The organism is Sphingorhabdus sp. (genome assembly GCF_044239005.1).
In the GTDB taxonomy this organism is placed as follows: Bacteria; Pseudomonadota; Alphaproteobacteria; order Sphingomonadales; family Sphingomonadaceae; genus Sphingorhabdus_B.
Genome location: NZ_JBIICH010000068.1, coordinates 1 through 11,636, shown reverse-complemented (window position 1 = coordinate 11,636; position 11,636 = coordinate 1). Strand labels below are relative to the sequence as shown.

General features: G+C 57.2%; 13 protein-coding genes. 7 read left to right on the top strand and 6 right to left on the bottom strand.

The genetic code is table 11. From position 1 onward, the window contains the following. From ACILQA_RS06780 to ACILQA_RS06765, 4 genes are all read right to left on the bottom strand, one after another. The coding region (locus ACILQA_RS06780; protein ID WP_395629019.1) for a PH domain-containing protein at positions 1–389 on the bottom strand (389 nt) is incomplete at its 3' end. Beyond that, on the bottom strand, positions 386–859 hold the full coding sequence (locus ACILQA_RS06775) for a PH domain-containing protein (RefSeq protein WP_395629018.1): 474 nt from the start codon (positions 857–859) through the stop codon (positions 386–388). The genes ACILQA_RS06775 and ACILQA_RS06780, both read right to left, overlap by 4 nt. A 75-nt stretch (positions 860–934) precedes the next feature. Next, complete coding sequence (locus ACILQA_RS06770) at positions 935–1,933, bottom strand: NAD(P)H-dependent flavin oxidoreductase (protein WP_395629017.1); 999 nt, start codon at positions 1,931–1,933, stop codon at positions 935–937. A gap of 40 nt (positions 1,934–1,973) precedes the next feature. Next, positions 1,974–3,230, bottom strand: a complete 1,257-nt coding sequence (locus tag ACILQA_RS06765) for an aspartate kinase (RefSeq protein ID WP_395629016.1) — start codon at positions 3,228–3,230, stop codon at positions 1,974–1,976. A 54-nt stretch (positions 3,231–3,284) separates the two neighbouring features. On the opposite strand from ACILQA_RS06765, the gene ubiG reads away from it, so the two are divergent. Continuing rightward, a complete protein-coding gene (gene ubiG, locus ACILQA_RS06760; RefSeq protein ID WP_395629015.1) occupies positions 3,285–4,022 on the top strand; it encodes a bifunctional 2-polyprenyl-6-hydroxyphenol methylase/3-demethylubiquinol 3-O-methyltransferase UbiG in 738 nt (245 codons plus the stop codon). A 128-nt stretch (positions 4,023–4,150) separates the two neighbouring features. On the opposite strand, the gene ACILQA_RS06755 is transcribed toward ubiG, so the two are convergent. Next, entirely contained in the window at positions 4,151–5,638 is a 1,488-nt protein-coding gene (locus tag ACILQA_RS06755; protein WP_395629014.1) for a replicative DNA helicase, read from the bottom strand. Positions 5,639–5,784: 146 nt separating this feature from the next. On the opposite strand from ACILQA_RS06755, the gene ACILQA_RS06750 reads away from it, so the two are divergent. From ACILQA_RS06750 to ACILQA_RS06725, 6 genes are all read left to right on the top strand, one after another. Then, positions 5,785–6,267 (top strand): UPF0262 family protein, encoded by a 483-nt coding sequence (locus tag ACILQA_RS06750; protein ID WP_395629013.1) that lies wholly within the window; start codon positions 5,785–5,787, stop codon positions 6,265–6,267. Positions 6,268–6,380: 113 nt separating this feature from the next. Then, on the top strand, positions 6,381–7,067 hold the full coding sequence (locus ACILQA_RS06745; RefSeq protein WP_395629012.1) for a GH25 family lysozyme: 687 nt from the start codon (positions 6,381–6,383) through the stop codon (positions 7,065–7,067). Further along, entirely contained in the window at positions 7,064–7,495 is a 432-nt protein-coding gene (locus ACILQA_RS06740) for a cytidine deaminase (RefSeq protein ID WP_395629011.1), read from the top strand. Before ACILQA_RS06745 ends, ACILQA_RS06740 begins: the two co-directional genes overlap by 4 nt. Before the next feature lie 94 nt (positions 7,496–7,589). Continuing rightward, a complete protein-coding gene (gene dcd, locus ACILQA_RS06735; protein ID WP_324477873.1) occupies positions 7,590–8,144 on the top strand; it encodes a dCTP deaminase in 555 nt (184 codons plus the stop codon). A gap of 196 nt (positions 8,145–8,340) precedes the next feature. Beyond that, positions 8,341–9,501 (top strand): saccharopine dehydrogenase family protein, encoded by a 1,161-nt coding sequence (locus ACILQA_RS06730; protein WP_395629010.1) that lies wholly within the window; start codon positions 8,341–8,343, stop codon positions 9,499–9,501. 42 nt (positions 9,502–9,543) lie between these two features. Next, positions 9,544–10,857, top strand: coding sequence for a M20/M25/M40 family metallo-hydrolase (locus ACILQA_RS06725; protein WP_395629009.1), 1,314 nt, complete (start codon positions 9,544–9,546; stop codon positions 10,855–10,857). A gap of 39 nt (positions 10,858–10,896) precedes the next feature. On the opposite strand, the gene ctrA is transcribed toward ACILQA_RS06725, so the two are convergent. Continuing rightward, on the bottom strand, positions 10,897–11,598 hold the full coding sequence (gene ctrA / locus ACILQA_RS06720; RefSeq protein WP_395629008.1) for a response regulator transcription factor CtrA: 702 nt from the start codon (positions 11,596–11,598) through the stop codon (positions 10,897–10,899). Between the last annotated feature and the right edge of the window lie 38 nt (positions 11,599–11,636).

Here is an 11,636-nt window from a genome sequence, read left to right as displayed (position 1 = left end):
CCGGTTTCAAACTTGACCTCACCCAAACCCATCATGCGGGCGAGCGGTTTTTGTTCGATGCTGACATCCTGAATACGCTCATAGGGGATGGAGCGTGCCGTCCGGTTCAAAATCCCTTTCTCGACACGAATGTCATGTTCGCCGACGAAATAATGAAACCGCAGCCATGCCAACCAGCGAAAGAACAGGCTGAATAACAGAACAAGCGCGATGACGACGGGAATGAGAACCGGATTGTCGGCTTTGCGAACACCGAAGATCGCGGCGATCATCGGAAACACCAACTGTGGAAGCCCCGAGACAAAGCCCACCAACAAGCCGCTAATATGCAGCCGCTCGCCGTCGACTGCGGGCGTCAGAACCTCCACCGCATCAACGGCTTCGTTCACAAGCTGTCCTGCCGGATCGCGGCGCGAATGGCCTCGCGCATCGCCAGCGCGTCGGCATTGGCCAGACCGGGCAACGCCACTTTGCTGTTGTGGTTGCCCGCCGTATGTACCGTCAGCGTGGCGAGGCCGTAGCGCCGATCAATTGGCCCTTGGTCAACATCGATATGCTGGATGCGCCCGAACGGGACGATCGTGTCACGGTAAAACATGTAACCGCGCACAATGCGCAGCCGGTCGGTGCCCATATCATAGCCCCAATGCCGATATTTGCGCGCCGGGACGGTGAACGCGACAAAGACATAGAAAAGCAGCATCGGTACAATGAAACTGCCCGGAGGAGCGGCTTGCGCAACCTCAAGCACGCCTGCACCGATGACAAAGGGCAGCAATCCAATCGCTGTCGCAATGCGTGTCGTGGTCACGAATGCGGGGTCGAGCGGGGTGAGTTCCGTCGCGATATTTTCAGTCATGGCACCGATATGCGCACGCTGTGTTGCGTTGGCAAGACGGTTAACGTTATTCGCTATATGAAGAGTGCGATAAGCTTAACGCGCCAGCGCGGTGTTCGCTTCGTCCACCAGCTTGGCAATGATATCGACCACGGGCCGTTCGACATGGACCATGCCAACCGACTGGCCGGCCATGACCGAGCCATATTCAACATCGCCGTCAATCACCGCGCGGCGCAACGCCCCTGCCCAATATTTCTCAATCTCAAGCTGCGCCGTTTCCATGTCGATTTCGCCGCGATCAAGCATTGCGGCAACCTCGACCTGTTTCTTGGTGAACTCCTCAGTGCCCTTGTTCTTCAGCGCGCGGACAGGAATGACCGGCAAACGCGGGTCAATCTGGACGCTGGCGACCGCATCGCGGGCATTGGCGCGCAGGAACGCAGCCTTGAAATTGGGATGGGCAATGCTTTCATGCGCGCAGACGAACCGCGTGCCCAATTGCACACCCGCCGCGCCCATTTCGAGATAGCTTGCAATCGCGCCGCCCCGCGCAATGCCGCCGGCGACGAAAATAGGCAGTTGATCGCCCAGCTCTGGAAGGATTTCCTGCGCCAAAACGCTGGTCGCCACGGGGCCGATATGCCCGCCCGCCTCGCTACCCTCGATAACCAGCGCATCCACGCCGGAGCGCGCAAATTTCTTCGCGAGCGTCAGCGCAGGGGCAAAGCAGATAACCTTTGCGCCAAACGCCTTGATCGCCTCAATGCTACCCTTGGGCGGTAATCCGCCCGCGAGCACGACATGGCTCACGTCATATTTCGCGCAAACATCAATCAGTTCCATGATTTGCGGATGCATGGTGATCAGGTTCACACCGAATGGCTTGGACGTTAGCGCCTTCGTGGCGGCAATTTCCGTATCCAGCAATTCGGGCGTCATCGCCCCGCACGCAATCACGCCAAACCCGCCGGCGTTGGAAATAGCCGACACAAGGTTCCGTTCCGAAACCCAAGACATCGCCCCGCACATAATGGCGACGTCGCAGCCAAGGAATTCCGCGCCGCGTTGCATAAGGTGTTGAAGTTTGGTCATAGCGGTCTCTTATCGGTCGCTAGGTGGCAATGAAAGCGGTTTACTCCGCATCCAACCCATAAGCGGTGTGCAGCACGCGCACGGCCAGTTCGGTTTCGTCTTCGTCAATCAACACCGAAACCTTGATTTCGGAGGTCGAAATCGCCTGAATGTTGATCTTGCGGTCGGCCAAGGAGCTGAACATCGTCGACGCGACGCCTGCATGGCTTTTCATGCCGACGCCGACGACGGAAATCTTGGTCACCTTGGTATCGGGGATCAGGCGGTTGTAGCCAATCGCGTCGCGGCGGTTTTCCAAGATGTCGGTGCAACGCACAAGGTCCGCCTGTGGGCAGGTAAAGGTCACGTCGGTCTCGCCTTTGTCGCGGCCGACATTTTGAATGATCATGTCGACGTTGATATTTGCGTCGGCAAGCGGCGAGAAGATGTTCGCCACCGCGCCCGGACGGTCGGGCACGCGCGTGAGGGTGATCTTCGCCTCATTCTTGTCGGCGGCAATTCCGGTGATCAGTTGGCGTTCCACTTGATACTTCTCCAATTCTGCGTCGGTCACAATCATCGTGCCGGGGATACTGTCAGCGTCAGGCGCGCTTTCATCAACGAATGAAGACAGCACTTGCACGCGCACGCCTTCCTTCATCGCAAGGCTGACCGAACGGGTCTGCAAAACCTTTGACCCGACTGATGCCAGTTCCAGCATTTCTTCGTAGGTCACGGCCTTCAGCTTGCGTGCGCGGGCCACGATGCGCGGGTCCGTGGTGTAAACGCCATCAACATCGGTGTAGATATCGCAGCGGTCGGCATTCACCGCAGCGGCCACGGCAACAGCAGAGGTGTCAGACCCCCCGCGACCCAAGGTGGTGATGCGGTTATCATCGGTCAGGCCCTGAAATCCCGGAATGACGGCGATATTGCCCGCCTTCATAGACGCCAGCAATTCGTCGGTGTCAATCGAACCAATGCGCGCCTTGGCATGCGCGCTGTCGGTATGGATCGGCATTTGCCAGCCCAACCAGCTGCGCGCTTCGCAACCGAGCGCCTGCAAGGTTATCGCGAGCAAACCCGCAGTAATCTGTTCACCAGCAGCGACCACCACGTCATATTCGGCGGGATCATACAGCGCGTTCGCCTCGCGGCAGAAGTTGACGAGCCGGTCGGTATCGCCCGCCATAGCAGAGACAACGACGGCAACTTCGTCACCACGTTCGGCCTGACGCTTCACCAATTGCGCGACACGGCGGATACGTTCCGTTCCGGCCATAGACGTGCCGCCAAATTTCATTACAATGCGGGCCATGAAAACCTTGAAAAGTCGCTATACTACAATTGAGGGCCCTGATAGGGACAGGATATGACAAACGCAAGCGCAGCAACGACAATAAACGCTACGGAAGCCGCCCATTTTGGTGGCTTGGCGGCCGAATGGTGGGATCCAAAGGGTTCAAGCGCCATGCTGCACAAGTTGAATCCCGTGCGGCTTGGCTTCATTCGATCCGCCGTCGACGCGCATTTTGGCGGTGATGGCAAGGCGCGTTATCCGCTGGTGGGCAAGTCTGCGCTTGATGTTGGCTGTGGTGCGGGGCTGCTGTGTGAGCCACTGGCGCGCATGGGGGCGGACGTGACGGGCGTAGATGCCGCGCCCGAAAATATTGATGCCGCAACCGCACATGCGGGGCTGTCGGGACTATCAATCACCTATCGCGCGGGCGAAATCGCTGCCCAAGGACTTGGCCAGTTTGATATCGTCTCGTCGATGGAAGTCATTGAGCATGTGAACGATCCAGCCGTGTTCATCGGCGAACTGAAACGCCATATGAAGCCCGATGGTTTGCTGTTGCTATCGACGCCAAACCGCACCCCTGCCTCGCGCATTTTCCTCGTCGAGGCCGCCGAGCGGCTTGGACAAGTCCCGCGCGGGACGCATGATTGGGACAAGTTCCTGACGCCCGATGAATTGACGTCACTTCTCAATGATGCGGGAATTGAGATTGTCGACATGCAGGGCATTGCGTTTTCGCCCATGTCCGGGCTGCATTTAAGCAGCAACATGGCGTTGAACTACATTTTGTCCGCGCGGTTGCGGGGTTAACACCAGCGCCAGACCGTCACCCTGAACTTGGTTCAGGGTCTTACTTCGTGCGCCCGAAAGAAAGTAAGATGCTGAAACAAGTTCAGCATGACGATTTTGGGATTAGGATGACGCTTTTAGCCTAAGCCTCAATCATAGCCCGCATCGGCATATTGGTCGTCGGCCAAGTCGGTAAAGCGGGTGATCTTCGCTTCGAACTTCATCCGGACGCGGCCCGTTGAACCGTGGCGCTGCTTGGCGACGATAAGTTCGGCGACACCAAAAATGCGCTCCATCTTTTCTTTCCACGCGTCATGCGCGGCTTCGTTGACGGGGTCGGGCTGCTTGGCCGCTTCGTAATAATCTTCGCGATACACGAACCAGACCATATCGGCGTCCTGCTCGATCGAACCGGATTCGCGAAGGTCGGACAGCATCGGACGCTTGTCCTCGCGCTGTTCAACCGCACGGCTAAGCTGCGAAAGCGCAATCACAGGCAGGCCCAGTTCCTTGGCCAAGGTTTTCAGACCACGGCTAATTTCGGAAATTTCATTAACGCGGTTATCGCCGGAACGGCTTGAGCCCTGAAGCAACTGCAAATAGTCAACGACGATCAGCCCGATGCCATGCCGACGCTGCAAGCGCCGTGCGCGGGTACGCAATGCAGCGATGGTCAGCGCCGGCGTGTCATCAATATAGAGCGGCAATTCCTGCAGCTCGCGGCTCGCGCGGGACAATTCCCGGAAATCTTCGCGACTGATTTTTCCCATACGCAGCAGTTCGGAACTGATGCCCGATTGTTCGGCCAAGATACGCGTCGCCAGCTGATCCGCCGACATTTCGAGGCTGAAAAAAGCGACCTTGGCGCCAGCGCCTTTGGCTTCTTCAATGCCGTCTTCACGTTCGCGGATCCACCGGCGCGCAGCGTTGAAGGCGATGTTGGTGGCAAGCGATGTCTTGCCCATGCCCGGGCGACCAGCGAGGATGACAAGATCGGAATTGTGCAGGCCGCCGCATTTGGCGTTAATGCTATCCAGGCCGGTGGTCACACCGGACAGACTACCACCCGATTGCAACGCTTTTTCAACATTGCGGATCGCCTCGGTCGATGCGGCGAGGAAGCTCTTCATCGAGCCGGTTTCACCTTCGCCTTCGGCGACTTTGTACAACGCGCTTTCCGCGGCTTCGATCTGGCCTTTGGGGTCAACGCTCTCGCTTGTGTCGAGCGCATTGTCGACCAACGTGCGGCCAACCGTCACCAATTCACGCAGCAACGCGAGGTCATAAATCTGCTGCGCAAAGTCGCGCGCGCCGATCAAGCCAGCGCCATCCGCCGTCAGCTTAATCAAATAGCCTGGGCCCCCAAGCTCGCGCATGGATTCGTCGGCCTCAAAAAATGGCTTCAGCGTGACCGGCGTCACCAGCATGTTCCGGTCAATCAGACGCAATATCTGTTCGTAAATGCGGCCGTGCAGCGGTTCAAAGAAATGGTCGGGCTGAAGTTTGATCGACACATCTTCGATCACCCGGTTATCAATCAGAATTGCTCCAAGAAACGCGGCCTCCGCCTCAATATTGCGGGGAAGGCGTTGGGGTTCAGCTTCATTCGCTGCTGCAAGTCTGATAAGGTCGGCCATGGCTCCCTATCCTTTAGCATGTTCGGCTTCGCAAGGGGGGACAAAAAGAAGTGCGGGGATATGGCTGTGGACAACAATCGGACAACAAGATGTTCCACAAACGGGATAGCGCTTGCCCCAAAAATATCTCAAGCTAACACAGCAGCATGAGCGACCCGCGCATCATCAAAGTCGACTTGGACGAAGCAACGATACTTCGGCGCAATGCCGATATCGAGCAGGAGCGGCGCGTCGCGATCTTCGATCTGATCGAAGACAACTTTTTCAAGCCGCTGCGCGATATGGGCGATGGCTATGCCGGGCCATATCATCTGGTCATCAGCGTCGCCGACGGCCGCCTCATCCTCGACATCCGCCGGCCCGATAATGCGCCACATGAAATGCTCATCCTCAGCTTGGGCCGTTTCCGCCGCGTGGTGAAAGACTATTTCGCCATTTGCGACAGCTACTATCAGGCCATTCGCAAGGCGAGCGCTGCTGAAATCGAAACCATCGATATGGCGCGGCGCGGTGTGCATAATGAAGCAGCCGAGTTGTTGATGGAACGACTTGAGGGCAAAGTTGAGGTTGATTTCGCTACGGCCCGCCGGCTGTTCACGCTCATTTGTGTGCTGCACATCAAAAGCTGAGCGCCGCGCAGCGTAAAATCTTCTCCATTCGGACGGCCATTGCGTAACGGCTATCGACTTCGCGCGGCGGTAACGCCTAGAGGGACGAATCACATGCTTGAACAGAGGGTCGCATGACTGGGGGTAAACGCCAATTCGTCCGGTGGGGCATTATCATGCTCGGCATCGCGCTCGCGGTCTATGCGGGCTGGCGTTATGTGACCGCTTGGGCACCGTCGCGCGATGAATATCCGGTTCAAGGCATTGTGGTCACCCAAAGCAATGGCCGTCCCAATTGGGCGGAGCTTGGCGCAACGGGTGTCGATTTTGCCTATATCACTGCGGTCGAAGGCGCGCACGCGCGCGACGCAGAATTTCAAGCCAATTTGGCAGGCGCGCAAGACGCCGGCATCCGTTTCGGCGCGCTCCACCATTTTGACATTTGCCGTCTGGCATCTGACCAAGCGACGATGTTCATTACCAGCGTTCCGCGCAACGAAAGCGCCCTGCCGCCGGCGGTCCAGCTTGATTTTTCCGATACCTGCCAAGGGCGTCCGAACCGCGCGCTGATATTGTCGGAACTCGCGACATTCCTGAACCAGATAGAGGCGCATAGCGGCACACCCGCAATCCTGCTACTCACGCGGGAGTTTGAGAAGGAGTATCAAGTGAGCAAGTCGATTGATCGCACTGTTTGGCTGGAGGGCAATTGGTTGACCCCCGATTATTCTGCGCGGCCATGGGTTATGTGGACGGCCAATTTGCAGCGTCGCATCGACGGCGTTGACGGCCCTGTGCGCTGGGTTGTGGTGCGCAAATGACCGACAGCACGCAAAAGCTTGTTCAGCTTGCCATTGATGCCGCCCAAACCGCTTATGCGCCTTATTCAAACTTTCATGTCGGCACGGCCTTGCTGCTTGATACAGGCGAAATCATCACGGGCAGCAATTTTGAAAACGCCAGCTATGGCATGACGTTATGCGCCGAAACGGTCGCGATCGCCAAAGCCAATAGTGACGGCAAATTACGCGCCATTCGCGAAATCGCCGTGGCAGGTGGCTTGGCAGGGCATGTGGGTAAAGCAGCTGACCCCATTACCCCGTGCGGCCGATGCCGCCAGATTATCAAGGAAGTGGCGGACCTGACGGACACCGATATTCCGGTGCATTGCGCGCACGCAACGGGATATGAAACATTCCGGCTATCGGAATTGCTGCCGCATGGCTTTGGCCCCGCAAATTTGAAATAAAGCCCAACGCGCGTGTTGCGCACGATAATTTCTACGCCGCCACTTGCGCTCACACCGTAAATTGGCAAAAGCAGTCCCGTAACAGGGAGTGATTATGTCCATATTGTCCGACATCTGGATCCGCGAGCAAGCCCATGCGACCGGAATGATTGAACCGTTTGTCGAAGCACAACGCCGCGATGGCTGCATCAGCTACGGCCTGTCCTCTTATGGCTATGACGCCCGTGTGGCCGATGAGTTTAAGATTTTCACCAATGTCGACAGCTCCATCGTGGACCCCAAGGAATTCGACCCGAAAAGCTTTGTCGACCGCAAGACCGACGTGTGCATCATCCCGCCGAACAGTTTCGCGCTGGCACGGACCGTTGAATATTTCCGTATACCCCGCGATGTATTGGTCATCTGCCTCGGCAAATCGACCTATGCGCGCTGCGGTATCATCGTGAATGTGACCCCGCTGGAGCCAGGTTGGGAAGGGCATGTCACGCTCGAGTTCAGCAATACAACCCCGCTGCCCGCAAAGATTTACGCCAATGAAGGTGCGTGCCAGTTTCTGTTCCTAAAGGGCGAACAGCCTTGCGAGACGAGCTATGCCGACCGTGCCGGTAAATATATGGGCCAGCGCGGCGTGACTTTGCCCAAGCTTTAAATCTGCCTAATTCCAAGGTTATGTTTCTTATGGGCCGGTCGCGCGTTACCGTTGCGACCGGGTTTTCGGCATTCGTCCGCTAAACGTTTTTAGCAACCATCCCGCAGCTGGTGCCGACTAAAACCATCTCTCCCTTTTGACATTGCCGCACGCGCAGCCCATCAGGTTGGGCAACAGAATCAAGGGAGAGAGCAGAATGTCAGACGCACGCGAGTTCGATATCATTGTCTATGGCGCCACCGGATATACCGGACGACTGGTTGCCGAATATCTTAAGACCAAAACGGGTCTCAAATGGGCAATGGCTGGACGCAGCGCGGATAAGCTGGCCGAAGTGCGCGACCTCATCGGCGCAGCCGCCGACACGCCGTTAATCGTTGCCGACGCGTCTGATCCCGCTTCGCTGGATTCGATGGTGAAGCGCACCAAAGTCGTGTTGACCACCGTTGGACCCTATCAGCTTTATGGCAATGAACTGGTCGAAGCCTGCGTCGCCAATGGAACCGACTATACCGATTTGTGCGGAGAGCCCGCATGGATGCGCCAAAAGATCGACCAACATAACGAAGCCGCAAAAGCATCGGGTGCGCGCATTGTCTTTTCCGCTGGGTTCGATTCCATCCCCTTCGATCTTGGCGTGTTGATGCTGCAAAAGCATTGCATTGAAACCTTTGGCGCACCAGCGCCACGCGTAAAGGGCCGCGTCCGCGCGATGAAGGGCACATTTTCGGGCGGCACAGCGGCCAGCATGAAGGCGACGATGGCTGCGGCTTCAAAAGATCCTGCAGTCATCGGATATCTGACAAACCCATTCAGTCTTGCCGGCGGATTTGAAGGTCCGGCGCAGCCAGCCGGCAACAAGCCCCAATATGACGAAAGCATCGGCAGTTGGGCCACAAGCTTCGTCATGGCACCGATCAACACCAAAAATGTACACCGCACCAACGCCTTGCTTGGTCAGGCCTTTGGCGCGGATTTTGTCTATGACGAAATGATGCTGACCGGTCCCGGCGAACAAGGCGAAGCGATGGCCAAGCATGTCGCGTCGACGCCGATGATGGGTGGGGACAATGACCCCAAGCCCGGCGAAGGCCCCAGCAAAGAAGAGCGCGACACTGGCTTTTATGATGTGCTGTTCATCGCCGAATATCCCGATGGCCGGACCGCGAAGCTTAGCGTGAAGGGCGACCGTGACCCGGGCTATGGTTCAACCAGCAAGATGATCAGCGAAACAGCCATTGCGTTGAGCGAAAATCAGGGTGCGGGCGGTGTCACCACGCCGGGCGCGGCGCTGGGTGAAACGCTGGTTGACCGGTTGCAGAAATATGCCGGACTAAGCTTTGCCGTTGAGGGCTAAACACGCTTATCATGCGCCAGACGGGATAGGACAGGAACGATAGTGAAAAAACTACCTTTATTGGCCAGTTTGCTTGCGCTGAGCATCGCTGCACCAGCCGCCGCGCATGATGGTCCAAGCCCGGAACGCCTGAAGGCGGATGTTGAAAAACTGGTGAGCTTCGGCACGCGGCATACCTTGTCATCGGCTACCGACCCAAAGCGCGGCATTGGCGCGGCACGGCGCTGGGCACAAAGCGAGTTTGAGAAGATTTCCAAAGCCTGCAAAGGCTGCCTGACGACCGAGTTGCTTGAACGGAATATGTCCGGCCCACGCATTCCCAATGGCGTGAACATCGTTGACGTACTTGCGATCAAGCCCGGTAAAATGGGCTGGAACCATGTCATCATTATCGCTGGCCATATCGATAGCCGCGTGTCCGATGTGATGGACTTCACCAAAGACGCACCCGGCGCGAACGACGACGGATCGGGAAGCGCGCTCGTTATCGAAGCCGCACGCTTGATGTCGAAAGAGCCGCAAGGCGACGCGACCATCGTCTTTGCGCTTCTCTCGGGCGAAGAACAGGGCTTGATGGGTGGGCGCTTGCTTGCGGAAACGGCCAAAGAACGCGGCTGGAAAGTCAGCGCTATGCTGAACAATGACATTGTCGGCGGTACGCTTGGCACCGACGGTCGTATCGTCAAAAATGTCGTGCGGGTCTTTAGCGAAGGCATCCGCGCATCGGAAGATTTGTCCGGCCAAATGGCGCGCCGCAACAGCGGCGGCGAAGACGATGGCCCAAGCCGTTCGTTGATGCGCTATGCCGACAATATTGGAGCGAAGGTATATCCCGATGTGACACTGGACGTATTCGGCGTCCGCCGCCCCGACCGCTTTGCGCGCGGCGGCGATCACCTGCCCTCGCTAGATCTCGGTTTCCCTGCAATCCGCTTCACCGTTGGCGTCGAAAATTATCACCATCAGCATCAGGATGTGCGTACCGAAAACGGCATCGAATATGGCGACACCGTCGACAAGATGGACTTCGACTATCTGGCCAAGGTCACAATGTTGAACGTCGTTACCGCCAATGCGCTTTCGGTCGCGCCTCCAGCTCCGGCTTCGGCGACTTTAGGCGGTGCAGTAACCTCTAACACGACGGTCAAATGGGATGCAGCGCCGGGCGCGCAGCGGTATCGCATTTACCAACGCCGTGCAGACGCGCAGGATTGGGTCTTTGTCCGCGACGTACAAGGCACCGAAACGGTGCTTGAGGGGTTGATCGTGGACGATCATTTCGTCGGCGTCAGTTCGGTTAGCGCGTCCGGTGGCGAAAGCATCATCACCTTTGCCGGGTTGCCACCCCGCCGGTAAGCCCATCTGCAAAACAAAAGGACGCAATATGCTTTAGGGTCAGGCGACGAGCGGCTCTTCCATTTCGTCGAGATCGCGCAGCACATAGCCACGGCCCCAAACCGTTTCGATATAGTTTTCGCCGCCACATGCGAGCGCGAGTTTCTTGCGCAGCTTGCAGATGAAAACGTCGATAATTTTGAGTTCAGGTTCGTCCATGCCGCCATACAGGTGGTTCAAGAACATTTCCTTGGTCAGCGTCGTGCCCTTGCGCAGCGAAAGCAGCTCAAGCATCGCATATTCTTTGCCGGTCAGGTGCACACGGCTGCCGTCGACTTCGACGGTCTTGGCATCAAGGTTCACCGCAAGCTTGCCCGTGCGGATAACCGACTGCGAATGGCCCTTTGACCGGCGCACGACGGCGTGAATACGCGCGACAAGTTCGTCGCGATGGAATGGCTTGGTCACATAATCATCGGCACCAAAGCCGAACGAGCGTACCTTTGAATCCATTTCGCTAATGCCCGAAAGGATCAGCACGGGAGTCTGCACCTTGGCCACACGCAGCTTTTTCAGAACATCATAACCGTGCATATCGGGCAGGTTCAGGTCGAGCAATATGATGTCATAATCATACAGCTTACCCAGATCGAGACCCTCTTCGCCCAAATCGGTGGTGTAGACATTGAACCCTTCGGTCGCGAGCATCATCTCGATGGCCTTGGCCGTAGTTGGTTCGTCTTCAATCAAAAGCACACGCATTGGGCAAACCCCTCTTTGAAACCCTTGCACCCTCAAAG

Coding starts and splice junctions, on each gene's coding strand:
- ACILQA_RS06750 (WP_395629013.1), top strand. CDS start 5,785: ATGAGCGACCCGCGCATCATCAAAGTCGACTTGGACGAAGCAACGATA.
- ACILQA_RS06765 (WP_395629016.1), bottom strand. CDS start 3,230: ATGGCCCGCATTGTAATGAAATTTGGCGGCACGTCTATGGCCGGAACG.
- ACILQA_RS06775 (WP_395629018.1), bottom strand. CDS start 859: ATGACTGAAAATATCGCGACGGAACTCACCCCGCTCGACCCCGCATTC.
- ubiG (WP_395629015.1), top strand. CDS start 3,285: ATGACAAACGCAAGCGCAGCAACGACAATAAACGCTACGGAAGCCGCC.
- ctrA (WP_395629008.1), bottom strand. CDS start 11,598: ATGCGTGTGCTTTTGATTGAAGACGAACCAACTACGGCCAAGGCCATC.
- ACILQA_RS06740 (WP_395629011.1), top strand. CDS start 7,064: ATGACCGACAGCACGCAAAAGCTTGTTCAGCTTGCCATTGATGCCGCC.
- ACILQA_RS06755 (WP_395629014.1), bottom strand. CDS start 5,638: ATGGCCGACCTTATCAGACTTGCAGCAGCGAATGAAGCTGAACCCCAA.
- dcd (WP_324477873.1), top strand. CDS start 7,590: ATGTCCATATTGTCCGACATCTGGATCCGCGAGCAAGCCCATGCGACC.
- ACILQA_RS06730 (WP_395629010.1), top strand. CDS start 8,341: ATGTCAGACGCACGCGAGTTCGATATCATTGTCTATGGCGCCACCGGA.
- ACILQA_RS06770 (WP_395629017.1), bottom strand. CDS start 1,933: ATGACCAAACTTCAACACCTTATGCAACGCGGCGCGGAATTCCTTGGC.
- ACILQA_RS06745 (WP_395629012.1), top strand. CDS start 6,381: ATGACTGGGGGTAAACGCCAATTCGTCCGGTGGGGCATTATCATGCTC.